We start from the raw sequence: 25895 nt of genomic DNA, 5'->3' as shown, positions 1-25895 counted from the left end.
CGCGTTTCGCGGCCGGCAACTCTTTGAAGAGTCGGAAAAGAATGGCGATTACGCTCTCTGGCGATCAGTCGATCCCTGCACCGCCCTTGTCGTCGCGGCTGACCCCGCCGCAAATCTGGGGCATCGTGCTGCTCGCACCCTATTTGCTCGTTTTCCTCGCCTTCGTCGTCTACCCCGTCGGTTACGGGCTATGGCTGGCGCGGGCCCCGTCCAATTATGTCGCGCTCTACAACGACCCGATCTTCGCGCGCGCAGCCGTCAACACGCTGATCTTCCTGCTCATCGGCATCAACATCAAGATGCTGATCGCGCTGTTCCTGTCCGGCTTCTTCGCCCAGCAGCGCACCTGGATCAAATGGCTCTCGGTGATCTTCATCCTGCCCTGGGCAGTGCCGTCGATCCCGACCATTCTGTCGGTGCGCTTCATGTTCAACCCCGAATGGGGCATGGTGAACCACTTCATCTTCTCCTTGACTGGCGATGACGGCCCGAATTGGCTGAACGACCCGACCGTGGCGCTGACCATGGCGATCGGCGTCCACATCTGGAAGTCGCTGCCGTTCTGGACGCTGATTCTGATGACCGGACGCCTTGCGATCGCGCAAGATCTGTTCGAGGCCGCAGAGGTCGACGGCGCGAGCTGGTGGCAGAAATTCCGTTACATTACCTGGCCGTCGCTGCAGACGCTCTACATCACCTGCACACTGCTCTCGATGATCTGGACGCTCGGCGACTTCAACAGCGTCTATCTGCTCACCGGCGGCGGCCCGGCCGACCTCACGCACGTGTTGTCGACGCTCGGCATCCGCTATCTCCGGCTCGACCAGCTCTCGCTCGCGATGGCCTCAATCGTCTGCGCGGTACCGTTCGTCCTCCCGCTGATGTATTTCATGATGAAACGGTTGTCGCGATGAAGCTTCCCTCTCTACGCGATGTCGCGACCGAATCGCGGCTGCTCCTGATCGGCATTCCCGTCTTCCTGTGGACGATGATACCGATCTATCACATGTTCCTGTTCGCGATCTCGCCGAAGGAGGACGCGTTCTCGGGCAAACTGTGGCCGGATCATCCGACGCTGCACAACTTCGAAATCGTGTTCAAGCAGCAGCATTATTTCCTGCGCGACTTCTACGTGCAGTTCTGGAATTCGCTGGTGATCGCGGCGGCCGTCGGCGTGCTGACACTGGTCATCGCGACCGCGGCGGCGTTCTCGATCTCGCGCCTGCGCGTGCCCGGCGGGCGCATCGTGATGAACCTCGCGCTGTTCACCTACTTCATCCCGGCGGCCTTCCTCGCGGTGCCGATGTACCGCACCATGGGCAATTACGGCCTGCTCAACAATCATTGGTCGCTGATCCTGGCCATGGTGACGATCGCCAGCCCTTACGCGATCTGGGTGCTCAAGCAGGCCTCCGACAAGCTGCCGGTCGAGTTGGACGAGGCCGCCGTAATGGACGGCGCGACCACCCTCCAGATCTTCCGCCTGGTCTATTTGCCGTTGATGATGCCCTCGCTGGTCGCGATCGGCACCTATGCGGTGCTGCTCGCCTGGAACGAATACCTCTACGCGTTCCTGCTGCTCTCGAACGACCGCGAGATCACCCTCCCCGTCGCGCTCGGCAACTTCCTCGCCGCCGACGACTCGCCGTGGGAGCTGTTGATGACGACCGGCTTCATCTACGCGCTGCCACCGGCCGCGATCTACTACGCCTTCCGCCGCTACATGGTGGGCGGGCTCACGGCGGGCGCGGTGAAGTCGTAATCTCGATCTCGCGCGATCATCGACCCGAATACCTGTCGTGGGCAGCGGCTACGACAGGTCGATATTCATCGCTGCCGTCAATCGTTGAATTTCAAGTTGCTGGCCCGAAGAGGGCCGAAGATCATTTCCTATGATTGACGAGTGCAGCCATTCCAGCGCGACGCCAAATTCTCGATTCTCGATAAACTCAGTCAGTAGCTCACGGTCTCGGCGAGAGAGTTGAGATGATATCGACCCAACCAGATTTGTCAGAGCCTCCTCAAGTTGACGACATTTTTCCGCGCGGTTCATCGTCACTCTCCTATGAGACTACAATGGCGCCGCGCTCTCGCCCTGCGAGCTCGACAGTTTCGAGGCGAGCGAGGCGATGACGATGACCACCGCGATCAGGCCTATCACCAGCGTGCAGATGGCATTGATCTCGGGCTTCACCCCCAGCCTCACCTCCGAGTAGATCCGGATCGGCAGGGTCGCCGAACCGGGCCCTGTGGTGAAGCTCGCGATCACGAGATCGTCCAGCGATAGCGTAAAGGCCAGCATCCAGCCGGCGACGATCGCGGGGACGATCAGCGGCAACGTCACTGCCAGAAAGGCGCGGACGGGATCGCAGCCGAGATCCATGGCGGCCTCTTCCAGCGAGCGATCAAGTGAGCCGAGCCGGGACTGCACGACGACGGCGACGAAGCACATCGTCAGCGTGGTGTGCGCGATCGTCACGGTCCAGAAGCCGCGCTCGGCGTTCAGCGCCACGAACAGCAGCAGCAGCGACAACCCGGCGATCACCTCCGGCATCACCAGCGGCGCATAGAGCATGCCGGAAAACAGCGTGCGGCCGCGAAAACGCTCGCCGCGTGACAGCGCCACAGCCGCGAGCGTGCCGAGCAGGGTCGCAATGGTCGCCGAGGAGATCGCGACCCGCAGGCTCATCCAGGCCGCCTCGATCATGGCGCGGTCGCTGAAGAGCTCCTGATACCAGCGCAGCGACCAGCCGCCCCAGACCGTCACCAGCCGCGAGGCGTTGAAGGAATAGATGACGAGGATGAGAATCGGCAGATAAAGGAACGCCAGACCCAGTGTGAGCGAGGCGATGTTGAAACGGGATAGGCGGGAGATCTTGCGCATCGACTCACCTCCCCTGTTCCAGCTGCCGCTTCTGGAGCCGTTCGTACAGCAGCAGCGGCGCCAGCAGCACCACCAGCAGCACGATGGCTGCGGCGGAGGCGACCGGCCAGTCCTTGTTGGTAAAGAATTCGAGCCACAACGTCTGGCCGATCATCAGCGAATTGGAGCCGGCCAAGAGATCAGGGATGACGAACTCGCCGACGATGGGGATGAAGCACAGCAGCACGCCGGCACCGACGCCAGGGAGCGACAGCGGGAAGGTGACGAGCCAGAACACCTGCCAGGGCGGCGCGCCGAGATCGGAGGCGGCCTCCTCCAGCACCGGCTCCATCTTGGCGAGCGTGGCGTAGAGCGGCAGGATCATGAAGGGCAGGTAGGAATAGACGATGCCGATATACATCGCGCTGTCGGTGGAGAGCCATACCACCGGCTGGCTGACCAGATGCAGCGCCAGCAGGATCTGGTTGAGCAGGCCGTCATGCTGGAGGATGTTGATCCAGGCATAGATCCGGATCAGGAACGAGGTCCAGAACGGCACGATCACCAGCACCATCGCCACCGCCTGCCAGCGCGTCGGCAACCGCGCCATCCCGTAGGCGATGGGATAGCCGATCAGGAGCAACAGCGCGGTCGCGGTGACGGCGACGGTGAGGCTACGCACATAGGCGAACATGTAGATGTCGTCGGAGGCGAGCAGCCTGAAATTGTCGACAGACAGCGCGGCAAAGGCGGCCTTCAGCGCCTCCCATCCTTGCGTCAGGTCGAACACCGGCTCGTAAGGCGGCTGCGCGATCGCCGTCTGCGACAGGCTGATCTTCAGCACGAAGCCGAACGGCACCAGGAAGAACAGCACCATCCAGACATAGGGCATGATGGCGGCAAGGCGAGCCGGTCGCGCAAAAATGCGGCGCGCGCTCATGACGGCAGCACCACACAGTCGTCGGGCGTGAACCAGGCGACGACATGCTGGTTCAGGCTGTAGGCATCGATGTCCAGGCGCGCGCTGTTGGCGACTGCAGCCTGCATCATCCCACCGGCGTCCAGCTTCACCTTGTAAGTGGTGGTGCCGCCGAGATAGCAGATGTCGGCGATCACGCCGTCCAGACTGTTGATCGCCACCGCATGGCCGATCTCGCCCACCGGGCCGCGGCGGGACAGCTTCACCTTCTCGGGGCGAATAGCCACCGACAAATGGCTCTCGCCCACCCGTTCCCGCGGCTCGGCGACCACCAGCGTGCCCGCACCTTGCGTGGCGATCACCAGTTGATGACCGTCGCGCAGCTTGAACTCACCGTCGAACAGATTGACGTCGCCGACGAACTCCGCGATCCAGCGCGAATGCGGAGCCTCGTAGAGCTCGCGGGGACTCGCGACCTGCGCGAGCTTGCCGTCCCTCATCACGCCGATCCGGCTCGCCATCGTCATCGCCTCCTCCTGATCGTGGGTGACGATGATGAAGGTCATGCCGAGCCGACGCTGAAGCTCCATCAGCTCGCCTTGCGTGTTTTCGCGCAGCTTCTTGTCGAGCGCCGCGAGCGGCTCGTCGAGCAGGAGGAGCTGCGGGCGTCGCGCCAGTGCACGCGCCAACGCCACGCGCTGGCGCTGGCCGCCCGAGAGCTGATCGGGCTTGCGCTTCTCCAGCCCTTCGAGCTTCACCAGCGCGACCATTTCCGCCACACGCGTGGCGATCTCGCCGCGCGCCATGCCGGCGCGCTTCAGGCCGAAGGCGATGTTGTCGCGCACCGCGAGATGCGGAAACAGCGCGTAGTTCTGGAACATCATGTTGATCGGCCGCTCATGCGGCAGCGCCTGTGCGATGTCCTTGCCGCCGAGCAGGATGCGCCCTTCGTCCGGGGCCTCGAAGCCGGCGAGCATGCGCAGCAGCGTGGTCTTGCCGCAGCCGCTGGGTCCGAGCAGCGCGAAAAACTCGCCGGCCTTGATGTCGAGCGACACGCCGTCCACGGCGCGGAACGTCCCGAATGTCTTGGCAACGCCCTCGATGCGCAGCAGCGGCTCGCCGGCCGCCGGGTGCGCGTCCCCGCGGGCCGCCTTGGCCGTGGCATTCGTTCTGGGCAACTTGTCAGTCATGGTCCCCGCCAACCCCGATTCCGCCGCACGCTAGCGGCCGATCACCCCTACCTCAACCGGGTCGGGGCGGATCGGCCCGAATTGGTCTTCATGCTAGCCCCCAAATGGCGTAAGGTTACAGAGATGACAAAGCTGCTGGATCAAGCCCTGAAAATCGCACGCAGTCTGCCGGCGGACGCGCAGGATAACATCGCCCGAATTGTGATGCAGCTCGCCGGCGCGGAAGGGGCCGCCCCCGTCATCCTCTCGGATGACGAGCGGTCGGCGATTGCCGCGTCCAAGGAGGCTGCAAAGCGAGGCGAATTCGCAACCGAGGCTCAAGTCCGCGCGACCTGGGCCAAACACGGCCTGTGAATATCCGCTATACGCTTCCGGCGCTGGCCGATCTCGATTCGATTCTAACCTACATCTCAGCGACGTCACCGCGGGGAGCAGCACGTGTCCAAAAGCGCATTCAGGACGTGGTCGGCCTGCTGCTGGCGCATCCTGAGATCGGCCTGCGAACAGACGATCCGGATATCCGGAGGCTAACCACAACGCCCCACCCGTTTCTCGTTTTCTACGAGATTCGGAGCCAGGAGATCATCATCCACGCCATCCGCCATGGTGCTCGCGATCCCGGCAGGATGCCCGGCACGCGCGGCTCTGATTAGTTCAGGTTCGCCATGAACGCCGCCAGCGCATCGCGGTCCGCCGCGGGCATCGTCAGGCCGAGCTTGGAGCGGCGCCACAGGATGTCCTCGGGAAAGCGCGCCCATTCGTGGGTCATGAGATAGCGTACCTCGGCGCCGGTCAGCTCAGGGCCGAAAGCCGGGCCGAGATCGTCACGGCTGTTCGCTTCGCCGAGCACCGCTGATAGGCGCGAACCATAAGCCGCCACCAGGCGCTGGGTCTGCGGCTCCGAGAGAAAGCGCCAGCGGTCACGCGCGAGATCGACCTCGGTATCGAAACGATCCCAGGCGAAATCTCCGCCCGGCAGCGCCTCGCCTGCGGTCCAGGGCGGCGACATCGGATAGAACGGCGTCAACTTCGTCACTGCCCGCTCCGCGCGCAGGCGCGAGGTGGTGACGTCGCCGCCGAACATCGTGATCAGCGGCGCCTTGCGCCGCCGCGCGTGGAACAGCGTCGTGCCGTCACGCCGGCGCGCGGACGCCAGCGTCAGGTTGACGCCGGAGACCACGCGCACCACGTCGGTCGGGGCGACCTGCTCGCGGAAATAGCGACTGGCCGCTTCGCAGAGATAGCCGACGTCGGCCCCCGGCATCGCGACGATCGCGGGATCGCCGGTGAAATCGTGCGTGATCGTGCCGATCAGCGTGAAGTCGCGCTCGAAGGGGCTCGCGAAGATCAGCCGGTCATCGCTGTTCTGGAAAACGTAGACGTTATCGGAATCAAACAGCCGCGGGACGACGATCTGGCTCATCTGCATCGCCGCCATGGCGGGTTGCGGCTGCCGCAGCACGGTCTCCGCGACCATCGAGGTCCAGCCGCCGGTGGCGTTGGCCAGCGCCCGGGCCGTGATCGTGCGGCGATGGCCGCGATCGACCACCGCGAGCCGCCATGTGTCGGTTCGATCGGCGCGCACGCAGCGTGCCCCGGTCCGGATCGCAGCGCCACGCTCGGCCGCATCCAGGGCCGTGAGCACCACCAGGCGGGAATCGTCGACGACGCAGTCCGAATATTCGAAGGCCGTGCCGAACGGTCGTTTCAGCGCGTTGCCGACCGGATGATGCGTGATGTCGAGCGTGGTCGCCGCCGGCAGGCCGCTCCGGCTCGTGAGGCTGTCGTAGAGGAACAGGCCGGCGCGCAGCAGCCATGGCGGACGCTCATCGGAATGCGCCGGTATTACGAAGCGCATCGGCCGGACCAGATGCGGCGCGATCCGGAGCCAGGTCCGGCGCTCGGCGAGCGCCCGGCGCACCCGCCGGAAGCCGCGCCGTTCCAGGACCGACAGATCGCCGTGGATCAGCCGCGGCGTTGCCGACGATGCCGCGCCGCCCAGATCGCCCTGCTCCAACAGGATGACCCGCAGGCCGCGGCCGGCGGCATCGCGCGCGAGGCTGACACCGTTCAGGCCGCCACCGATGATCGCAAGGTCGTAATCCGCCATGAAGCCGTCGAGAAGGAGCGAAACGCTCGCCATCTCTAGCCGGTCTTGAGCGCAAGCTCCATGACTTCGGCGCGGCCGACGAGGCCGGCATATTTCCCGATCGGCAGGGGCTTGCCGAGCAGATAGCCCTGCACGCCGTCACATCCTTCCTCGGCGAGAAAGGCGAGCTGTTCGAGCGTCTCGACGCCCTCGGCGACGATCGACATTTCCAGGCCATGGCCGAGATCGATCACCGCGCGCACGATCGCCGCCGATTGCGGGTTGCGGCCGAGATTGATGATGAAGGCGCGATCGATCTTGATCTTGTCGAACGGGAACGCCTGGAGATAGCTCAGCGAGGAATAACCGCTGCCGAAATCGTCCATCGAGATGCGTACGCCAAGCGCTTTCAGCCGGCGCAGCAGCGCAAGTCCGCGATCAAAGTCCTCGATCAGCACGCCCTCGGTGATTTCGAGCTCGAGCCGGCCGGGTGCGAGACCCGTCTCGATCAGGATCGAATGGACCAGCCCGACCACGTCGCCGTGCATGAACTGCGCCGGAGACAGATTGACCGCGACCTGGAGCGGCTTCGGCCAGGACGCCGCCTCGCGGCAGGCCTCGCGCAGGATCCACTCGCCCATCTCGACGATGAGGCCGCTTTCCTCCGCGATCGGGATGAATTCGGCCGGGGAGACCTGGCCGCGCACCGGATGCTGCCAGCGCGCCAATGCCTCGAAGCCGATGATCTCGCTCTCGACGACGCTGTGGCCCGTGGCGCCCTGCGGCTGGAAGGCGAGCGAAAGCTCGCCGTTCTTGATCGCCATCGAGAGGTCCTGATGCAGCACGCGGCGATCGCGGATCTGCTGGTCCATCTCCGGCTGGAAGAGGCTGATCGTGCCGCGCGACTTCTGCTTGGCGCGGAACAGCGCCGCGCCGGCATTGGCGAGCAGCGAGGCGCCGTCGGCGCCGTTGTGCGGGAAGATCGACATGCCCGTGGTGACACCGGCGCGGACCGGGCGGCCGTCGATCTGGAATTCCTTGGCGACGGCATCACCGATCTGCTGCGCCAGCGCGAGACCTGCCTCAGGTTGTTTGCCATCGATGATCAGGCCGAACTCGTCGCCAGACAGGCGCGCCACCACGCCGCCGCGCGCGGAGTCCTGGAGCCGCTGGGCCACCTCGACCAGAAGCTTGTCGCCGTGCGCATGACCGAAGACGTCGTTGACCTCCTTGAGACCGTCGAGGTCGACGCACAGAACCGCGAACTCCTCGCCGGTGCCTTCGCAGGCCTCGATCATCTGGGTCAGCGCCTGCAAGAAAGCGGCACGGCTCGGCAAATCGGTGAGGCCGTCATGATAGGCCATGTGCGCCATGCGCGACTCGGTCTGCCGGCGATCGGTGACGTCCTCGTGAGTCTTGATCAGATATTGCGGCTCGCCGGCGTCGCTCAGCACGGTGGCGCGACGGGTGAGGAACAGTCGCAGGCCGTCCTTGGTCGAGATCGGATGCTCTTCGGTGATCATCCCGCGCTTCTTGATCGCGGCTTCGTCGCGCGCGATGATCAGCTTGGCTTCCTTGGGATTGAAGATGTCGGACGCGGTCAGGCCCGTGGCGTCCTCGCGTCTGCGGTTCAGGATCGTCTCCGCGCTGCGGTTGGCGAGCAGATAGCGGCCGTCCTTGACCTGCTCGACGATCAGCGCCACCGGGATGTTGTCGACCACGAGTTCCAAAAACTTCTTCGTGCTCTCCAGCTCCTGCGACAGCGAGCGGCGGTCGGTGATGTCCTCGAACACCACCAGCAGGAATTCAGGCTTGTTGCTCTCGTTGCGGACCACGATCCGGATCGAGGCCACCATGCGCTGGGTCGCGCCGCGCTCGACCTCGAATTCGTTGCGGTACTGGCCGGCGGGCGCGATGAGCGCCGCCCGATCGGTCGCCTCGATGCTGGCCGCCGAATTCGGCCCGAACAGCTCGCGCGCGTTCTTGCCGACAACCTGGTCCCGCGAAAATCCCCAGAAGCGCTCATAGGCGCTGTTGGCGAAGATGTAGCGGCCATCCTCGATGCTCTTCGCGGCCACGCAGGCCGGCACGTTGTCCAGCACCGTTTCCAGGAACTGCTTGGTGGAGGCGAGCTGCCGCGACAGCCTACGCTGCTCGCTAACGTCCAGATGCGTCGCCACCGAGCCGCCGTTGGGCAGCACGAAATATTTTACCAGGATGGCCCGCCCGTCCGGCAGTTCGGTGATCAAGCCGTTGGTGCTTGCCGCCTTTTCGTAGAATTCGTCGTCGGAGGCGACTCCGAGGACGCCACGCTTGCGCCGCAAGGCGAGGATGTCGGGTCCCGTCATGCCCGACCAGAGCTCTGAGCGGCCGAGGCCGTAAATCTCGAGATAGCGGTCGTTGCAGAAGATGACGCGCCGCTGCGCATCCGTCATCACCACGCCCTGGTTGAGATTGTTCATGGCGGAGGAGATGAAGGCATTGCGCCGCAGCTGCAGACGCCTGGTCCGGCGCAGCGAGGAATGGATCCACAGCACGATCGCGGCGAGGAACGAGCAGATGACGACACCCGCGATCAAGGCTTCCCAGATCACGTTGGGATTGAGCTCGCCGAGATAGCTCGGCGGGGCGAAGCTGTCGGAGAGGGCAAAGGCGCGCGCAGGCGCGACCGCTGCGGCCAGGCACACGACGGCCTGCACCGCAATCGGAAGCGTGCTGCCCACGTGCCAGTTCTTCTCAGCCATCAGCCACCCGCGATTTCAACGTCGGATTGTCTGGTCTCGCCGGTTTGGATCGGGTAAACGCCTGTACGTGCAACGGAAAAATGTGACGCCAAATACGGCAATTGCCCTGACATGATAAATGCCTCCTTAACGGAAAACGCCCCCGCGCCGTCCTCCCCAGGCCTGAGGCCTCCTTCGCTTCGAGCGGACGTCCTGCACAGCCATGGATAGGGTCGACTGCGTCGTCATCGGAGCCGGCGTGGTCGGGCTCGCGGTGGCTCGAAAGCTGGCGCAAGCCGGGCGCGAGGTGATCGTGCTCGAGGAAGCCGAGGCCATCGGCACCATCACCTCCTCGCGCAACAGCGAGGTGATCCATGCCGGCATCTACTACCGCGCCGGGAGCTGGATGGCGCGCATGTGCGTCGACGGCAAGCACGCGCTCTACCGCTACTGCTCCGAGCGCGGCATCCCGCACAGAAATTGCGGCAAGCTGATCGTCGCGACCAATCCGAAAGAGACCGAGAAGCTGCAATCGATCAAGGCGCATGCCGAAGCCAATGGCGTGCTCGACATGCAGCTGCTCACGGGCGAGGCGGCATGCGCGCTGGAGCCGGCGCTTGCCTGCGATGCCGCGCTGCTGTCCCCGTCGACCGGCATCATCGACAGCCACGCCTACATGCTCTCGCTACGCGGTGAAGCCGAGGACGCGGGTGCGGCCTTCGCGTTTCACACCCCGCTGATCCGCGCCAAGGCGACCGCCGGCGTCATCGAGATCGAAGCGGGCGGCGAAGCGCCGATGACGCTGCAATGCAGCCTCCTCGTCAACGCCGCGGGGCTCTCGGCGACCACGGTAGCGCGCAACATCGACGGCATGCCGCTGGACCGGATTCCGCGGGCCTATCTCGCCAAGGGAAACTACTTCAGCTGCAATGCGATGGCGCCGTTCTCGCGCCTGATCTATCCGGTGCCCGAGCCCGGCGGGCTAGGGGTGCACCTGACGCTGGACATGGCAGGGCAGGCACGCTTCGGCCCTGACGTCGAATGGATCGAGACGATCGACTACGAGGTCGACCCGTCACGCGCCGAGCGCTTCTACCCGGCGATCCGCAAATACTGGCCGACGCTGCCTGACGACGCGCTCATGCCGAGCTATTCGGGCATCCGCCCGAAGATCGTGCCGCCGGCGGTGGCCACGCAGGATTTCTTGATGCAGGGCCCGCGCGATCACGGCGTCGAAGGCCTGGTCAATCTGTTCGGCATCGAGTCGCCCGGATTGACGTCATCGCTCGCGATCGCGGATCACGTCGCCGAACTCGCAGGGCTCGGTCTCGCGCAATGATTGCGCGGCGCGCACCTTGCCGCAAGGATGAGCGCACAGGCTCTCACCCCTGCGTGAAAGGGTACGATCAATTTTACGCTATTACGGGGTTACTAGTGGAGCGTGTCGCCGTGCCTGAGACGCTCGATCTGGTCCTTGACCATCAACTTCCGGCGCTTCAACTCAACAATTTGCAGGTCGTCTGTTGAAAGGTGCACGAGAGCTTCGTGCAGTTCGTTTTCGAGAACTTTGTGCTTCCGCTCCAATTCAACGAGATGTGCCTGAATTGTCATTCGAAACCTCCTCGGTAGTTTGAACCTTTAGGATTCGATCCGGACAAGGAAGTCTACATCACCGATTCGTTCTGTCGATGGGTATCCGTCGTCGCACCGTCATTTTTGAAAATTCATATGTAACGAAGCGTGAGCAAGGGAACCACGCGGGAAAAATCCATGATATCAACGTGCTTGCGCAGCGCCGTCGCAAGCCGCAGAAATATGTCGCGGGAGATCGGCGAGCGACGGTCGCAGATCGCTTGCGATCACGCCGCGCAAGGACGATAATTTCCACAGGGCATCCACAGCCTTAATCTCTCTCACGCCTATCGGTTTTTCGGCCACCGCAAACATGACCAATGAAGACGAGCGCGAACTCGAATCCGAGCTCGCCCGGTTGCACCAGGAACACCGAGATCTCGATGCGGCGATCGATGCACTGCATCAATCGCCCGCCCCCGACCTGTTGCGGTTACAGCGGCTGAAGAAACGCAAGCTGTTGTTGCGCGACCGTATCGCGTTCATCGAAGATCAGATCACGCCGGACATCATCGCCTGATCCACAGGGAATGGCTTTGCGGCGGCCCGCCGCACGTGAATCCGCTTGACTCCAAAGGAACAAAATAAGAACATTTTGGCACCGAGCGCCCCAGGAAAATGCCAAGGAAAACGCAGATGACGGCAACCGCCCTTCTCGACAACAGCCATTATGAACAAGCCTGCGATCAGGCGATCGCCATGTGCGACGGCAATCTGCGCAGCACCATCAAGGCGCTGATCATGGCCAATGAATATCTGGAGGCCGAGCTCGAAGAATTGCGGGCGGCGATTTCCGCCGGCTGCATTCCGGAGTCCTCACGCAGCACGATGCGGAGCAAGAGCAGCGCCGCCTGAGCTGTCAGCTATCGGAGCCGACCATGTCCGATGTCACCTATTACGTAGCATTACCCTTCCTGACCGACGACGACGGATCGCCGGTCGCAGGTGCGGCCGAAGAATGCCAGACCTCGGCGGCCGCGTTACGGCGCGCCGAAATTATGTCGCACAGCGCCGGCCACATCGGCGCGGTCGCGTTCAGCCGCAGCGGCAATCCCATGACCGGCGAATTCGGTGACGCCAAACTGCTCCGCCGCTTCGGCAATGTACCGGAAGACCTCGGCACGCTCTGAAATCAGCTGCTGACGAGCCTGATGCCCGGTTCATGCCGCCGGTGCGCCTTGCGCACATACATGGCGGCATCGGCCTCCTCCAGCGCGCGCGCGGCGTCGGACTGCATGCCAAGCAGGGCGACGCCGGCAGAGGCGCCCGCGCTCACGTGCTGACCGTGGAACACAAAGGACAATTCGTCGATGGCCTCCTCGAAGGCCGCGGCCTTCGCCTTGGCGTCGGTCTCGCTGAGATTCCAGAGCAGCAGCGCGAACTCGTCGCCGCCGAGCCGGCCGACCACGTCCGAGGCGCGGATCTGCCGCGCCAGCGTTGTGGCAATCGCCTTCAGCACCTCGTCGCCGGCGGCATGGCCGAAGGAATCGTTGATCGGCTTCAACCGATCGACGTCGAGCACGATCAGCGCGCCGCTGGCGCGGTAACGCTTCATGTAGGCGACGGCGCGCGCGAGCTCGCGCTCGAAGCCGCGCCGGTTCGGAATCTCGAGCAGGAAGTCGGTGTCGGCGGCGGCTTCGAGTTCCGCGACCCGCCGCAGCGCCCCCTTGAGCTTGCTCCGGAGGTTGCGGATGGCCGTCTTGATGGCCGTCTTGGCACCGTCATCGGCCGACGCTTCGCGCCGCAACGGTTTGATCGAACGCCCGGCCGGGCGCTTGGCCGGGCTTTTGGAGGCAGCTTTGGAGCGGCTGGCGCTGGTCTTCAGGCCCTTTTTGGCCTTCGCAGCGCTCGCCGTTTTTGGTTTCTTCATGGGCATCCTGCTCAATGAAGGCTTGCGGGGATTCACCAAGACAGGATAGTGCATTCGCTTCTCCTTGCCACCGCCTTGCGAGCCGCCGGCCGGAACCGTTAATCTGGCCTATCTTTCTGTTTTTCGAGCACAATTGACGTCATGACCGCGCCGATCGCCGTTATCATGGGAAGCCAGTCGGACTGGGACACGATGCGGCATGCCGCCGACACGCTTGCAGCGCTCGGCGTTGCCGCCGATACCCGCATCGTTTCGGCCCACCGCACCCCCGACCGGCTGTTTGCGTTCGCCAAGGGCGCCAAGGTGGCCGGTTACAAGGTCATCATCGCCGGCGCGGGTGGCGCTGCGCACCTGCCCGGCATGGCGGCGGCGCTGACGGAACTGCCCGTGTTCGGCGTTCCCGTCGAATCCAGGACGCTCAGGGGCATTGATTCGCTCTATTCGATCGTCCAGATGCCTGCGGGCATCCCGGTCGGGACCCTCGCCATCGGCAAGGCCGGCGCCATCAATGCGGCGCTGCTGGCGGCTGCCGTGCTGGCCTTGTCCGACCCGGCCTTGGCCGATCGCTTGGCCGCCTGGCGCAAGGCGCAGACCGAGGCGGTTGCCGAGCGTCCGGAGGACAAGGCGTGACTGACGCAAAGCAGGTGAAGCTGAAGCCCGGCGACACCATCGGCATCCTCGGCGGCGGACAATTGGGGCGGATGCTGGCCATGGCGGCGGCCCGGCTCGGCCTGCGCTGCCAGGTGTTCTCGCCCGATCCGGACTCGCCGGCCTTCGACGTCGTCCTGAACGCGACCTGCGCCGAATATGCCGACGTCGAAGCGCTCGAGCTGTTCGCCAACGACGTCGATGTCATCACCTATGAATTCGAGAACGTGCCGTCCGCGGCCGCGATGGTGCTGGATGCGCGGCGCCCCGTGCTGCCCAACCGCAAGATCCTCGAGACCACCCAGGACCGGCTCGCCGAGAAGGATTTCGTGACGCGGCTCGGCATCGGCACCGCAGCCTATGCCGACGTCACCTCGGTCTCGTCGTTGCGCGAGGCGATCGTCAGGATCGGCCTTCCGGCGGTGCTGAAGACCCGCCGCTTCGGCTATGACGGCAAGGGCCAAGCCATCATCCGCGAGGGCGACGACATCGCGAAAGTGTGGACCAGTCTCGCCACCAAATCGGCGATCCTGGAAGCCTTCGTGCCGTACGAGCGCGAGATTTCCGTGATCACCGCCCGTTCGGCCACAGGTCAGGTCGAGTGTTTTGACGTCACTGAAAACGAGCACCGCGATCACATCCTGAAGATTTCCCGTGCGCCCGCCCGGATCCCGGACGCGCTCGCCGAGGAAGCGCGCAGCATCGCCGGCAAGATCGCGAGCGCGCTCGATTATGTCGGCGTGCTCGCCGTCGAGATGTTCGTGCTCGCCAACGGCACCGGACCGAAGGTGCTGGTCAACGAGATCGCTCCGCGCGTGCACAATTCCGGACACTGGACGCTCGACGGTGCGTCAATTTCGCAGTTCGAGCAGCATATCCGCGCCATTGCCGGCTGGCCCCTAGGCAAGCCCGTGCGCCACGGCGAGGTCGTCACCATGACCAATCTGATCGGCGACGAGATCAAAGACTACGACAAGTGGCTGAGCGTGCCAGGCGCGACCGTGCACATCTACGGCAAGGGCGCGCCGCGCGCCGGCCGCAAGATGGGCCACGTCACCGAAGTGCGACCCACGACCGGCAAGTAACGGGACCGCGGCGCATGCCGCGATCCCGCTTTGCAATTACGCCGTCTTCGCGCCCGCGACGACGCCGGTGGGCTCGTCGCTGAGCCAGCGATAGATCACCCCGCCCAGCGCGCCGCCGATCAGTGGCGCAACCCAGAACAACCAGAGCTGCGCGGTCGCCCAGCCGCCGACGAACAATGCGGGACCCGTGCTGCGCGCCGGGTTCACCGAGGTGTTGGTGACGGGGATGCTGACGAGATGGATCATCACCAGCGCGAGCCCGATCGCCAGCGGCGCAAAGCCCACGGGCGCACGGCCATGGGTGGCGCCCATGATGATGAACAGGAACATCATGGTCATCACCACTTCGGTGAGGAAGCACACGATCATGCTGTACTGGCCGGGCGAATGGGCGTCGTAACCGTTGGACGCGAATCCTTTGCTGACGTCGAAGCCGGGAGCTCCACTTGCGATGACGTAGAGGAGCCACGCGGCCACGATCGCGCCGGCCACCTGCGCGATCACATAGGGCAGGATCTGTCCGGCCGGAAAACGCCCGCCGGCAGCAAGACCGACCGTGACAGCCGGGTTGAGATGGCAGCCGGAGATGTGGCCGATCGCATAGGCCATGGTGACCACGCTCAGCCCGAATGCGAGGGAAACACCGACCAGACCGATACCAACCTGCGGAAAGCCGGCTGCGATCACCGCGCTCCCGCAACCTGCGAATGTGAGCCAAAAGGTGCCGATAGCCTCGGCCGCGTATTTTTTCATATCCATGTGTCGTCCCCTGCTTTCAAGGATTCCGGAACAAGCTCCGGAACGGCCCCGCCCTTGGCGTCAAATCTCCCAAATCAGGGCCGCACAGTGGTATTTTGCCTCATTTGATGGCTGAACTTGGCCCGAAAACGCGGTTGGTCGGTGGACATCCCCAGTTTTGTCTGATACATCCGCGCCCTCAAGGTTAAGGGCTTGCGCGTCTTCGCCATCCCCTTTGACTTACCAGAATTCAAATCCGATCCACTGAAGAGGATGCCGCGTGCAGGTTCTCGTCCGCGATAACAATGTCGATCAAGCCCTCAAGGCGCTGAAGAAGAAGATGCAGCGCGAGGGTATTTTCCGCGAGATGAAGCTCCGCGGTCACTACGAGAAGCCCTCCGAGAAGAAGGCCCGCGAAAAGGCCGAAGCCGTGCGCCGCGCGCGCAAGCTGGCCCGCAAGAAGCTGCAGCGCGAAGGCCTGCTGCCGATGAAGCCGAAGCCGGTGTTCGGCGCTGGCCCCGGCGGTGATCGTGGCGGTCGTGGCGGCCCGGGTGCTGGCGCTGGTGCAAGTGCTGGTCCGCGCGGACCGCGCTGATTTACCTGACCTGAAAAGACTACAGTTTTCGATGACGCGGGCCCCTGGTCCGCGTTATTGTTTTGTGAGCGGTGCCTTTCTGGGACGGGCACTACCGATGCGGCACCGGCGCGAGCGAACCGTAGATGGCCTCTCCTTTCCCCAAGCGCCGCTTGGCGCGGTTCCGCCAGATCTGGCAGCAGCCGCTCGCGCTGGCCTTGACGGGGATTGCACTCTGCGGCTGCTCCTTCGATCTGGGATCGCTGATGCCGGAGAAGGAGAAGCCGCAGGAGGCGCCCAAGACTGCCACGTCGGCTGAGAACGTGGTCAGCGCCAACAACGTCAGCGAAGCCCAGGCCCATACGGCAAAGGCTCAGGGCCTGGCAAAGTCCGGCGAGACGGCGGCCGCGCTCGATGAATTCAATCTCGCGGTCGGGCTCGACCCCTACAATGCGCAGGCGCTCTATGGCCGCGCCCTGATCTACCAAAGCAAAAACCAGCACGACTTCGCGATCGCCGATTTCAGCTCCGCGAGCGGACTCAACCCGCAGAAGGTCGAGCCGCTGCTCGGCCGCGCCATCAGCTATCTCGCCCTCGGCAAGGTCAAGGAAGCTGCGGCCGATCTGGACGAGGCCTCCGAGGCCGACCCGCACAATGCCCAGGTCTGGAGCACACGCGGACAAGCCTATGAACGGCTGGGCGACAGGACCAAGGCGGCGGCGTCCTACACCAAGGCGGTCTCGCTTCGTCCACGCGACGATGCCGCCCGCAGCGGCCTCGCCCGCGTCGGCGGCTGACGATTCTGGCGCAGCGCAGGCCCCGTCTTAATCCGGGGTGTCGCTCTTCGGTAGAACGGAATGGAACATGGACTTGACGCCCGACAGCATGTCGTCGGCGACATTGGTCTTCGGCCGCGGCATGGACGCGCCGGCATCGGCGCGCAGGTCGAGCGGGGGCGCGATCATCGGGACCGGAATATCAGCCGGCGGCGTCAACCGATTTGGGTTCTCGTTGCCGACCGAGGCCGTGTAGGGCGGGCTCGCCTGCGACGAGCCACCATTGCCATAGGCCTCGGGTGCGGGCGTCGTCGAGACCGTGATCGGGGGCGGCAACGGCCGTACCATCGACGGGTCCATGGGGATAATACGCGGGGCTTCCGGGGTGCGGGCGGCTTCCCGCACGGCAGGCTCCTGGGTCCTCTCGACCGACTTGGTTTCGGAAGACTTGGTCTCGGAAGACTTGGTCTCGGAAGATTTAGTTTCGGAAGGCTTGGTCTCGAAGGACTTGGCCTCAATCGCTTTGCCCTCAGGCGACTTGCGCAGGCGCTCGATCGCAGCGCGCACAAGATCGTTGGCATCGGCGGTTGCAGCCGGAGCGGCAGCAGCCGGCGCCGAATTGGCCTCCACCACCGGGGCGGAGGGAGCGGGTGCCGTGACAGCCGGGTTGGACTTGGCGACCGCCTTCTCGCGCGCGGACGTCTTACCGCGCGGGGCGGGCTCGGCCGGCGCTACGTCCGCAGTCGCCTTCTCAGTGGTCTTCTCAGTCGTCTTGGGCTCAGCGCCCGGCTGCTCGGCAGTCTTCTCGGCCGCCGGCTTGTCCGTCACGCCCTTCTCGGAGATGCCCTTGGCTTTGACGCCGTGCGCCGGGAGGTTGGCCACATCGGCGGGCTTGCCGTTCTTGCCGGCCTCGGCAGGCGCCATCACGGCCGCAGGGGCATCCGCCGCCGGCTTGGCGTTGATGTAGTGATTAACGATGTATGCCCCGATGATCGTTGCGAGCACCGAGGGGAAGATGTCCATCGAGATTTTAGCGACGTATTTCAGCATTCCGGCCACTCCCCGCGCGATCTGATGCGGGAACTTTGAGGCATAGTGAGGGATCAACTGCGACGGATCAATGGCAAAGAAGTACGCCGGACTTACGGCTTCAGCTCGATCTCAAGGAACACGATCTCGGTTGCAGTTTCGTTAAGCACGTCGTGTTGGACGCCCGCCTTGCGAAAGTAGGATTTTCCAGCCGCAAGCTGCGCCTTGGACCGCTCGTCATTTGGCGCCACGATGGTCATTTCCCCCGCGACGATGGGAACAATGACGTAGTCCATGCCGTGGGTGTGATGCCCGGTGGCGCTGTTTGGAGCGAGCCGCCACTCCGTCACCCGAACCTGCTCATTGTCGACCTGAACCTCGGACTTGGCGGCAAGCATCGGAACTCTCCTGGGGCATGATCCCGAAAACCGGTTCAGGGCACGAAAACCATGAACACGTAGACGGCAAATACCACCATATGGACCAGCCCGAACAGAACATTGGTCCTACCCGTACCGAAGGTCAGCATACTCAGGAAGAAGGTCAGGAGCAAAAGGACGCTGCCCTGGGCGCTGAGACCGAGCTTGAGTTCCTTGTCGAGCGCATAGGTAGCGACACCGACGGCCGGGAAGGTCAGCCCGATGGTGGCCAGCGACGAGCCCAGCGCGAGGTTGATGCTCTTCTGGAGGTCGTTCTTGCGGGCCGCCGAGACGGCCGCGACGCCTTCCGGCAGCAGGATCAAAAGCGCGACCAGAAGTCCGGCAAAGGCAGGCGGCGCACCGATCCTGGCCGCAACGGCGTCGACCACCAGCGAGAATTTCTTGGACAGCAGCACGACCGCCAGCAGCGCAATCAGCAGCAGCACGACGCTGAGCACCAAGGTCCGGACCGACAGATGCGCCTCGCCGATCCTGCCATCCTCCCGTTCGTGAACGAAGTAATCCTTGTGCAGCACGGTCTGGGTGTAGAGAAACACCCCATACAGCGCGAGCGTAACCACGTCGACGAAGCCGAGTTGAATCGCCGAATAGACCGGGCCCGGCGTGGTGGTCGTGTAGTTCGGCATGATCAGGGTGATGGTCGCGAGCGCGAACAGCACGCTGAGATAGACGTTGGCGCCGGAGAGCTGAAAGCCCTGCTCACGATAGCGCAGGCCGCCGATGAAGATGCAGAGCCCGACAAGGCCGTTGCAGACGATCATGACCACGGCGAACACGGTGTCGCGCGCCAGTTCGGGGGCAGGCTTGTCGCCCAGCATGATCGTGGTGATCAGCGCCACCTCGATGATGGTCACCGAGAGAGTCAGCACCAGCGTGCCATAGGGTTCGCCGACCCGTTCGGCGATCACTTCGGCATGATGAACCGCGGCAAAGACGGTGCCGAACAGGATGACGAGGAGCACGATGGCGAAGAAGAGCCCGCCAACCGACAGCGTGAACACATAGCCCGTCGCGCTGACGGCTGCATACAACAGCACGGCCAGGGCCGGAAAGATCCAGGCCGACCGGGGCATCGGACTATGCGCGCTCATCTATCGGCTCCAACTGCTTCGCGCACGATCCGGAAAAATGTATCGCGGCTTTCCGAAAGGATCATGCTCAAACGAAAAGCCCAGGGTGCGACGATATTCATCGCACCTTGGGCGAGCAGTGGCAAATCGGTCGGCAGATTCAAAGCAAGTGCAGGATCGGCGCGAGCGGCAGCAGCGTCAGCAGCAGGAACAGCGGGATCAGCACCGCGCTGGCACGCACGAAATAACCGAAGAAGCTCGGCATCGCGATGCCGTTCTCGCTGGCGATGCTGCTCACCATGAAGTTCGGCGCATTGCCGATATAGGTGAGCGCGCCCATGTAGACCGCGCCCATGGAGATGGACGCAAGCGTGCCCGACAGCTCATGCATCAGCACCTGCGGCTCGCCGCCGGCGAGTTCAAAGAACAACAGATAGGTCGGCGCATTATCGAGGAACGCCGACATCAGGCCGGTGAACCAGAAATAGGCAACCTCGCGCGGCGTGCCGTCCGGCGCCGTCACGGCCGACAACAGCCAGGCGAAGGCACCGTGATGGCCGGCATTGAGCATGGCGATGACCGGGATGATCGCGACAAAAATGCCGGCGAACAGTTTTGCGACTTCGCGAATCGGCTCCCAAGTGAAGCCGTTGGCTTGCCTGTGCTCGTCCGGCGTCAACCACACCGACAGGGCCGCTATCGCCAGCAGCGCCGCGTTGCGGGCGATGTCTTCCAGCTCCAGCCTGGTTCCGAGAATGTCGAAGGCAATGCCGGGCTTCCACATTGCCGAGGCCAGCAGGCTCGCGACGATGGCTGCGATCAGCACCAGGTTGACGAGACCGCGGATGCGGACCGGCTTCGCGGCGCCGGCGTCGCCGGGCAAGGGTTCGCTGCGGAAGCGCCAGACGTCGATGGCAACGAAGATCGCGAGCAGCAGTCCGGCAACGATCGCCGTCTGTAGCCAAATGGTCCGCGTGGTCCAGAAGAAGTCGACGCCATGCAGGAAGCCGACGAACAGCGGGGGATCGCCGAGCGGGCTCAGCGCGCCGCCGACATTGGCAACCAGGATGATGAAAAAGATGACGACATGGACGTTGTGGCGCCGCGGCCGGTTGGCGCGGATCAAAGGCCGGATCAGGATCATGGCTGCCCCCGTGGTGCCGACGACGCTCGCCATCAGCGTGCCGAGCGCGAGGATGCCGGCATTCGCCGCCGGCGTCGCCTTGATGTCGCCCCTGACGAGAACGCCCCCGGCCACGACATAGAGCGAGAACAGCAGCACGATGAAACCGAGATATTCGGCGAGCATGGCGTGGACGAGTGCCGCCAGCGCCGCCATGCTCCCGCCCAAGATGACGAGCGAGGCGAGTGCCAGCAGCGACCAGGCCGCGGCGATCTTGCCGTAATGATGGTGCCAAAACCGTGCAAACAGCAGCGGGCCGAGCGCGATCGACAGCAGGAGGCCGCAAAAGGGCAGCGCATAGGGCCAGCGCATCGCCGCGCCGTCGAGCCCGGTCGCCGCCCATGCGTGCTGCGGCAACAACACGACCAGGATCGCGGCGATGAACCCGCTCCCGCACCGAACAACAAGCCGTCTAGGAAGCAATGAAGCGCCTCGCCGTTTCGATCGCACCGAAAGCATCGAGATTATCGTGTCCGCCGCCCGCAAAGCGAACGAACTGCTTCGGTTCATGCGCGAGCGCGAACAGACGCTCTCCGAACACGATCGAAATGGCAAGGTCATTGGTGCCATGCATCACCAATAGCGGCACAGTGACGCGCGGGATGCGCTCATCGGAATGAAATGGATCTCGCATCAGCAGGCGCACCGGAACGAACCAGAATGATGAAGCAGCAATGTCGACCGTCGACGTATAGGGAGCTTCCAGGATGAGTTTTCCAACCCGATGCTGCGAGGCGATCGCGACCGCCACGCCGGTCCCGAGCGAAAAGCCCCAGCCGACGATTCGTTCCGCCGCATAGCGTGCAGTGGTGAAGGCGTAGGCGGCCGCTGCATCCTGCAGCAGGCCCTCCTCGCTCGGCGCACCGCTCGAGCCGGCATAGCCGCGATAGGACAGCGCGACGAGACCGGTGCCGTCCGCCGTCATGGCCTTGAAGCGGCTGACGCGACCGGCGAGATAATCGCCGTTGCCCGGGAAATACAGGATCACGGGGCGGCCGGGCCTCGCCGGCACGTGCCAGACGATGACCTTCTCGCCATCGGAGGTGGTCAGGACGTGCTCTTCAGCCTCGGGCAAGCCTGCGGCATCCGGCGCGGTGCGACCGACGGGCGGGATCGGAAACAGCATCTCGCGCTGCCTGACATACAGCACGAGGACACAGCCGAGATAAACGGCCGCGAACAGGATGGCGATCCACTTGACGATGGTCATGATGACGCGGCCCCGTCCCCGTTCAGGACTTTGCGACAGCTCCGCAGCAATTTCATGACATCGGGCTGGAGGCTCGCCGGAACGTCGCGGCAACCACAACGTCGCCTTGTGAGCGGCGTGCCAAGCGACGCGCTGCCCGCGCGTCGCTTGGCCACGGCCCGTTTCCTTCCGCGCTACATCGACTTGACGATGCTTTCGGTGACCTTCTTGGCGTCGCCGAGCAGCATCATGGTGTTGTCCCGGTAGAACAGCGGATTGTCGATGCCGGCATAGCCCGAAGCAAGCGAGCGCTTGATGAACATCACGGTGCCGGCCTTCCAGACCTGGAGCACCGGCATGCCGTAGATTGGCGAGGTCTTGTCGTCTTCGGCGGCCGGATTGGTAACGTCGTTGGCGCCGATCACGAAGGCGATGTCGGCCTGCGCGAACTCGGAGTTGATGTCCTCGAGCTCGAACACCTCGTCATAGGGCACGTTGGCTTCGGCAAGCAGCACGTTCATGTGGCCGGGCATGCGGCCGGCGACCGGGTGAATGGCGTATTTCACCTCGACGCCTTCCTTCTTCAGGATGTCGCCCATTTCGCGCAGCGCATGCTGGGCCTGCGCCACCGCCATGCCGTAGCCGGGCACGATGATGACCTTCTGAGCGTTCTTCATGATGAAGGCCGCGTCGTCGGCCGAGCCGAGCTTGACCGGCTTCTGCTCGCCGCCGCCGCCACCGCCGGCCGCAGCGGTCTCGCCGCCGAAGCCGCCGAGGATGACCGAGATGAAGGACCGGTTCATCGCGTGGCACATGATGTAGGACAGGATCGCGCCCGACGATCCGACCAGCGCGCCGGTGATGATCAGTGCGGAATTGCCGAGAGTGAAGCCGATGCCGGCAGCCGCCCAGCCGGAGTAGGAGTTCAGCATCGAGATCACGACCGGCATGTCGGCGCCGCCGATCGGGATGATCATGAGCACACCGAGCGCCAGCGCGATAATGACGATCAGCCAGAAGTCGAGCGCGCTGCCCGACATCACCAGGCCGACGACGAAGACGACGAGCGCGATCGCGAGCGCGATGTTGATGATGTGGCGGAACGGCAGGATGATCGGCGCACCGCTCATCCGCGCGGACAGCTTCAGGAACGCGATCACCGAACCGGTGAAGGTCAGCGCGCCGATGGCGACGCCGAGCGACATCTCGACCAGGCTCTGTGGATGGATGTTGCCGGGGGTGCCGATGTCGAAGGCTTCGGGCGCGTAGAATGCGCCGGCAGCGACGAGCACCGCGGCCATGCCGACCAGAGAGTGGAAGGCGGCGACCAGTTCCGGCATCGAGGTCATCGGCACGCGGCGGGCGATCACCGCGCCGATCGCGCCGCCAAGGGCGATACCTGATATCACGAGGATCCAGGCGACGCCGTCCGCCGGCGGATGGCTGGCGAGCGTGGTTGCGACCGCGATCCCCATGCCGATCATGCCGAACAGATTGCCCTGGCGCGACGACGCCGGGCTCGACAGCCCGCGCAGCGACAGGATGAACAGCACCCCCGCCACGAGATACAAGAATGCAGAGAGATTGGCGTTCATCTCAGGTCCCCATTGATCCCTTCAGCCCGAGGTGGCCGCTTACTTCGACTTCTTCTTGTACATCCCCAGCATGCGCTGGGTGACAAGGAAGCCGCCAAAGATGTTCACGCAGGCAAAGATGAGCGCGACGAAACCGAAGCCGCGCGCCCAGCCGGAGCCGATCGAGATCATGCCGACGCCGACCGCCAGCAGCGCGCCGACCACGATCACCGAGGAGATCGCGTTGGTCACGCTCATCAGCGGCGTATGCAGCGCCGGGGTCACCGACCACACCACGAAATAGCCGACGAAGACGGCGAGAACGAAAATCGACAGCCGGAAGACGAAGGGGTCAACGACCTGTGCAACATGCTCCATGGCGGCTCTCCTTACGCTTTCGGCTGGAAATTCGGATGAATCACGGCGCCGTCCCTGGTCAGCGCGGTCGCCTTCACGAGTTCGTCGTCCCAATTCACGGCCAGCGCCTTGTTGGTCTTGTCGAACATCGTTTCGATGAAATTGAACAAATTGCGCGCGTAGAGGCTGGAGGCCGACGCCGCGACGCGGCCGGCGACATTGGTGTAGCCGACGATCTTGATGCCATCGACGTCGGCGACTTCGCCCGGCCTTGCACCCTCGACATTGCCGCCGCGCTCGACGGCGAGATCGACCAGCACCGAACCCGGCTTCATCGACTTGACCATGTCGGCCGTGACCAGCTTCGGCGCCGGCCGGCCCGGAATCAGTGCCGTCGTGATCACGATGTCCTGCTTCTTGATGTGCTCGGCGGTCAGCGCGGCCTGCTTGGCCTGATACTCTTTCGACATTTCCTTGGCGTAGCCGCCGGCGGTCTGCGCGTTCTTGAATTCCTCGTCCTCGACGGCGAGGAATTTCGCGCCGAGCGATTCCACCTGCTCCTTGGTCGCCGGCCGCACGTCGGTCGCGGTGACGATGGCGCCGAGCCGGCGCGCGGTCGCGATCGCCTGGAGGCCGGCGACGCCGACGCCCATCACGAACACCTTGGCGGCAGGCACGGTGCCGGCCGCGGTCATCATCATCGGGAAGGCGCGGCCGAAGGCTTCGGCGCCCTCGATCACGGCACGGTAGCCGGCAAGATTAGCCTGCGAGGACAACACGTCCATTACCTGCGCGCGCGTGATGCGCGGCATCAATTCCATCGCGAAGGCAGAGACGCCGGCATCGGCGATCGTCTTCAGCGCGGCCTCATTGCCGTAGGGGTCCATGATGGCGATGACGAGCGCGCCGCGCTTGTACTGCGCCAACTCGGAGGCTTCAGGGCGCCTCACCTTAATGATGATGTCGGCGTCCTTCAGCGCGTCGGCGCTGACGATGGCCCCCACGGCGGTGAATTCGGAATCCGGCAGGCCCGACTTGAGGCCGGCGCCCGGCTCAACGGCGATCTCGGCACCCAACGCCTTGAACTTCTTCACCGTATCCGGCGAAGCGGCAACGCGCGGCTCCGACGGATCGATTTCCTTGGCAACGGCGATCTTCATAGGCCCTCCGGCGACGCGGGAAAAGCGCGCACGCGAACTTAGCGTTACTCCCGCAACGTTGGATACCGGTTTTGGAACCGGATTGTGTGCAAATTTTATGAGCAGCCGCCGGCGCTGGCGGATGCAGCCGGCGATAGTCAGGTCAGGAAGATCGCCATCAGGATCACGATGAGCGCGACCGAGATCGTGCCGTACTTCACCAGCTTGATGAAGCCCTCGTAGGTCTGCTCGTGGGCAACGTAGTCGTTGCCGTCGGCGGTGCTGTACGCCACTTCGCTATGATCAGCCATCAATTGTCCCCAGTCGAAAGTCGAATTCATCGTTGGGATACCGCAAACTTTCGGGCAGGGCAACGGCAGGCAGGCGCGGTTTTCCGGCAAATCAGGTCATTTGGAATCCAGATTATCGCGGATCCAGCGGACGAGGCTCTGCTGGCTGACTTCACCGGCGGCGAGCGCAAGGATGATGGTTGTCGCTTCCGCGGGATCGGGACTGAAGGTCACTCCGTTCTTGTGAAGAAAGACCATCATCGCCAGGAACGCGATGCGCTTGTTTCCGTCGACAAATGCGTGATTTTTCGCGAGACCGAATGCATAGGCCGCAGCGAGTTCATCGAGCGACGCCTGTTCGTAGCGCCACTTGTTGATCGGCCGATCGAGTGCCGATCGCAGCATACCTTCATCGCGCAATCCCGGCGCGCCGCCGAAGCGGCGGAGTTGCCGGCCGTGAATTGCGACAGCCTGCTCGTAGGTGATCCAGAGCGGCTCTTCGGGCTCGCTCATTTGC

The 25895-nt window shown here is 64.1% G+C and carries 31 protein-coding genes; 12 read left to right on the top strand and 19 right to left on the bottom strand.

Translation table 11 applies throughout. The annotated features are described in order from the left end of the window. Window positions 1-41: 41 nt before the first annotated feature. Both IVA74_RS11670 and IVA74_RS11665 read left to right on the top strand, forming a co-directional pair. Entirely contained in the window at window positions 42-914 is an 873-nt protein-coding gene (locus IVA74_RS11670) for a sugar ABC transporter permease (RefSeq protein ID WP_247343177.1), read from the top strand. Then, on the top strand, window positions 911-1762 hold the full coding sequence (locus IVA74_RS11665; RefSeq protein WP_247343175.1) for a carbohydrate ABC transporter permease: 852 nt from the start codon (window positions 911-913) through the stop codon (window positions 1760-1762). The genes IVA74_RS11670 and IVA74_RS11665 overlap by 4 nt, the downstream gene beginning before the upstream one ends. Window positions 1763-1810: 48 nt before the next feature. Here the strand turns inward: IVA74_RS11665 and IVA74_RS11660 are convergent, their stop codons facing one another. The 4 genes from IVA74_RS11660 to IVA74_RS11645 are packed head-to-tail and all read right to left on the bottom strand — an operon-like array spanning window position 1811 to window position 4972. Next, window positions 1811-2053, bottom strand: coding sequence for a hypothetical protein (locus tag IVA74_RS11660; RefSeq protein ID WP_247343172.1), 243 nt, complete (start codon window positions 2051-2053; stop codon window positions 1811-1813). 18 nt (window positions 2054-2071) lie between these two features. After that, window positions 2072-2884, bottom strand: a complete 813-nt coding sequence (locus tag IVA74_RS11655) for an ABC transporter permease subunit (RefSeq protein WP_247343170.1) — start codon at window positions 2882-2884, stop codon at window positions 2072-2074. 4 nt (window positions 2885-2888) lie between these two features. After that, window positions 2889-3803 carry an ABC transporter permease gene (locus IVA74_RS11650; RefSeq protein WP_247343167.1) on the bottom strand — a complete coding sequence of 305 codons (915 nt, stop codon included), beginning with the start codon at window positions 3801-3803 and terminating at the stop codon, window positions 2889-2891. Beyond that, the gene (locus IVA74_RS11645) at window positions 3800-4972 is read right to left on the bottom strand and encodes an ABC transporter ATP-binding protein (RefSeq protein ID WP_247343165.1); all 1173 of its coding nucleotides are present in this window, start codon (window positions 4970-4972) and stop codon (window positions 3800-3802) included. The genes IVA74_RS11650 and IVA74_RS11645 overlap by 4 nt, the downstream gene beginning before the upstream one ends. 123 nt (window positions 4973-5095) lie before the next feature. Here IVA74_RS11645 and IVA74_RS11640 point away from each other — a divergent pair, with 123 nt between their 5' ends. Together IVA74_RS11640 and IVA74_RS11635 are read left to right on the top strand one after the other, a co-directional pair. Further along, window positions 5096-5326: a hypothetical protein gene (locus IVA74_RS11640; RefSeq protein ID WP_247343162.1), complete on the top strand. Its 231-nt coding sequence runs from the start codon at window positions 5096-5098 to the stop codon at window positions 5324-5326. Then, window positions 5323-5625 (top strand): type II toxin-antitoxin system RelE/ParE family toxin, encoded by a 303-nt coding sequence (locus tag IVA74_RS11635; protein ID WP_247343160.1) that lies wholly within the window; start codon window positions 5323-5325, stop codon window positions 5623-5625. Before IVA74_RS11640 ends, IVA74_RS11635 begins: the two co-directional genes overlap by 4 nt. On the opposite strand, the gene IVA74_RS11630 is transcribed toward IVA74_RS11635, so the two are convergent. Together IVA74_RS11630 and IVA74_RS11625 are read right to left on the bottom strand one after the other, a co-directional pair. Then, window positions 5622-7082: a glycerol-3-phosphate dehydrogenase gene (locus IVA74_RS11630; protein ID WP_247343326.1), complete on the bottom strand. Its 1461-nt coding sequence runs from the start codon at window positions 7080-7082 to the stop codon at window positions 5622-5624. The genes IVA74_RS11635 and IVA74_RS11630 overlap by 4 nt on opposite strands. A gap of 35 nt (window positions 7083-7117) precedes the next feature. After that, window positions 7118-9805 carry an EAL domain-containing protein gene (locus IVA74_RS11625; protein ID WP_247343157.1) on the bottom strand — a complete coding sequence of 896 codons (2688 nt, stop codon included), beginning with the start codon at window positions 9803-9805 and terminating at the stop codon, window positions 7118-7120. 202 nt (window positions 9806-10007) lie between these two features. On the opposite strand from IVA74_RS11625, the gene IVA74_RS11620 reads away from it, so the two are divergent. Beyond that, window positions 10008-11123: an NAD(P)/FAD-dependent oxidoreductase gene (locus tag IVA74_RS11620; protein ID WP_247343154.1), complete on the top strand. Its 1116-nt coding sequence runs from the start codon at window positions 10008-10010 to the stop codon at window positions 11121-11123. 92 nt (window positions 11124-11215) lie between these two features. Here the strand turns inward: IVA74_RS11620 and IVA74_RS11615 are convergent, their stop codons facing one another. Then, window positions 11216-11395, bottom strand: a complete 180-nt coding sequence (locus tag IVA74_RS11615) for a DUF465 domain-containing protein (RefSeq protein WP_247343151.1) — start codon at window positions 11393-11395, stop codon at window positions 11216-11218. A gap of 334 nt (window positions 11396-11729) precedes the next feature. Between IVA74_RS11615 and IVA74_RS11610 the strand changes: the two genes are divergently transcribed. The 3 genes from IVA74_RS11610 (at window position 11730) to IVA74_RS11600 (ending at window position 12546) form a co-directional block, all read left to right on the top strand. Further along, window positions 11730-11936: a DUF465 domain-containing protein gene (locus tag IVA74_RS11610; RefSeq protein ID WP_247343148.1), complete on the top strand. Its 207-nt coding sequence runs from the start codon at window positions 11730-11732 to the stop codon at window positions 11934-11936. A 116-nt stretch (window positions 11937-12052) separates the two neighbouring features. Beyond that, the gene (locus IVA74_RS11605) at window positions 12053-12271 is read left to right on the top strand and encodes a hypothetical protein (RefSeq protein ID WP_247343144.1); all 219 of its coding nucleotides are present in this window, start codon (window positions 12053-12055) and stop codon (window positions 12269-12271) included. 23 nt (window positions 12272-12294) lie between these two features. Further along, window positions 12295-12546, top strand: coding sequence for a hypothetical protein (locus IVA74_RS11600; protein ID WP_247343141.1), 252 nt, complete (start codon window positions 12295-12297; stop codon window positions 12544-12546). A gap of 2 nt (window positions 12547-12548) precedes the next feature. On the opposite strand, the gene IVA74_RS11595 is transcribed toward IVA74_RS11600, so the two are convergent. After that, window positions 12549-13286, bottom strand: coding sequence for a GGDEF domain-containing protein (locus tag IVA74_RS11595; protein WP_247343138.1), 738 nt, complete (start codon window positions 13284-13286; stop codon window positions 12549-12551). A 141-nt stretch (window positions 13287-13427) separates the two neighbouring features. Between IVA74_RS11595 and purE the strand changes: the two genes are divergently transcribed. Together purE and IVA74_RS11585 are read left to right on the top strand one after the other, a co-directional pair. Beyond that, a complete protein-coding gene (gene purE / locus IVA74_RS11590; RefSeq protein ID WP_247343133.1) occupies window positions 13428-13916 on the top strand; it encodes a 5-(carboxyamino)imidazole ribonucleotide mutase in 489 nt (162 codons plus the stop codon). Beyond that, window positions 13913-15019 (top strand): 5-(carboxyamino)imidazole ribonucleotide synthase, encoded by a 1107-nt coding sequence (locus IVA74_RS11585; RefSeq protein ID WP_247343130.1) that lies wholly within the window; start codon window positions 13913-13915, stop codon window positions 15017-15019. Before purE ends, IVA74_RS11585 begins: the two co-directional genes overlap by 4 nt. Before the next feature lie 36 nt (window positions 15020-15055). Here IVA74_RS11585 and aqpZ read toward each other — a convergent pair whose 3' ends face one another. Beyond that, window positions 15056-15778, bottom strand: coding sequence for an aquaporin Z (gene aqpZ, locus IVA74_RS11580; protein WP_247343127.1), 723 nt, complete (start codon window positions 15776-15778; stop codon window positions 15056-15058). 259 nt (window positions 15779-16037) lie between these two features. Here aqpZ and rpsU point away from each other — a divergent pair, with 259 nt between their 5' ends. Both rpsU and IVA74_RS11570 read left to right on the top strand, forming a co-directional pair. Beyond that, window positions 16038-16352, top strand: coding sequence for a 30S ribosomal protein S21 (gene rpsU, locus IVA74_RS11575; RefSeq protein ID WP_007614218.1), 315 nt, complete (start codon window positions 16038-16040; stop codon window positions 16350-16352). 125 nt (window positions 16353-16477) lie between these two features. Then, window positions 16478-17128, top strand: coding sequence for a tetratricopeptide repeat protein (locus tag IVA74_RS11570; RefSeq protein WP_247343125.1), 651 nt, complete (start codon window positions 16478-16480; stop codon window positions 17126-17128). Window positions 17129-17155: 27 nt separating this feature from the next. Here IVA74_RS11570 and IVA74_RS11565 read toward each other — a convergent pair whose 3' ends face one another. From IVA74_RS11565 to IVA74_RS11520, 10 genes are all read right to left on the bottom strand, one after another. Next, window positions 17156-18157 carry a hypothetical protein gene (locus IVA74_RS11565; RefSeq protein ID WP_247343122.1) on the bottom strand — a complete coding sequence of 334 codons (1002 nt, stop codon included), beginning with the start codon at window positions 18155-18157 and terminating at the stop codon, window positions 17156-17158. Between the two features lie 92 nt (window positions 18158-18249). Next, window positions 18250-18534, bottom strand: coding sequence for a cupin domain-containing protein (locus tag IVA74_RS11560; RefSeq protein ID WP_247343119.1), 285 nt, complete (start codon window positions 18532-18534; stop codon window positions 18250-18252). A gap of 35 nt (window positions 18535-18569) precedes the next feature. Beyond that, window positions 18570-19667, bottom strand: a complete 1098-nt coding sequence (locus IVA74_RS11555) for an ionic transporter y4hA (RefSeq protein ID WP_247343116.1) — start codon at window positions 19665-19667, stop codon at window positions 18570-18572. A gap of 139 nt (window positions 19668-19806) precedes the next feature. Beyond that, window positions 19807-21288, bottom strand: a complete 1482-nt coding sequence (locus tag IVA74_RS11550) for a sodium:proton antiporter (protein ID WP_247343112.1) — start codon at window positions 21286-21288, stop codon at window positions 19807-19809. Then, window positions 21242-22039 carry an alpha/beta hydrolase gene (locus IVA74_RS11545; RefSeq protein WP_247343110.1) on the bottom strand — a complete coding sequence of 266 codons (798 nt, stop codon included), beginning with the start codon at window positions 22037-22039 and terminating at the stop codon, window positions 21242-21244. The genes IVA74_RS11550 and IVA74_RS11545 overlap by 47 nt, the downstream gene beginning before the upstream one ends. A 173-nt stretch (window positions 22040-22212) precedes the next feature. Then, window positions 22213-23613 (bottom strand): NAD(P)(+) transhydrogenase (Re/Si-specific) subunit beta, encoded by a 1401-nt coding sequence (locus tag IVA74_RS11540; RefSeq protein WP_247343107.1) that lies wholly within the window; start codon window positions 23611-23613, stop codon window positions 22213-22215. A 39-nt stretch (window positions 23614-23652) separates the two neighbouring features. Then, entirely contained in the window at window positions 23653-23970 is a 318-nt protein-coding gene (locus IVA74_RS11535; RefSeq protein WP_247343104.1) for a proton-translocating transhydrogenase family protein, read from the bottom strand. 11 nt (window positions 23971-23981) lie between these two features. After that, a complete protein-coding gene (locus IVA74_RS11530) occupies window positions 23982-25109 on the bottom strand; it encodes a Re/Si-specific NAD(P)(+) transhydrogenase subunit alpha (protein WP_247343101.1) in 1128 nt (375 codons plus the stop codon). A 137-nt stretch (window positions 25110-25246) separates the two neighbouring features. After that, window positions 25247-25399, bottom strand: a complete 153-nt coding sequence (locus tag IVA74_RS11525) for an aa3-type cytochrome c oxidase subunit IV (protein WP_247343096.1) — start codon at window positions 25397-25399, stop codon at window positions 25247-25249. A 96-nt stretch (window positions 25400-25495) separates the two neighbouring features. Continuing rightward, window positions 25496-25891, bottom strand: a complete 396-nt coding sequence (locus IVA74_RS11520) for a type II toxin-antitoxin system death-on-curing family toxin (RefSeq protein ID WP_247343093.1) — start codon at window positions 25889-25891, stop codon at window positions 25496-25498. Window positions 25892-25895: the final 4 nt, after the last annotated feature.

The organism is Bradyrhizobium sp. 132 (genome assembly GCF_023074185.1).
Lineage (GTDB): Bacteria > Pseudomonadota > Alphaproteobacteria > Rhizobiales > Xanthobacteraceae > Bradyrhizobium.
Note: the sequence above shows the minus strand (reverse complement) of the source record. Positions and strands in the feature narration are given on the sequence as shown.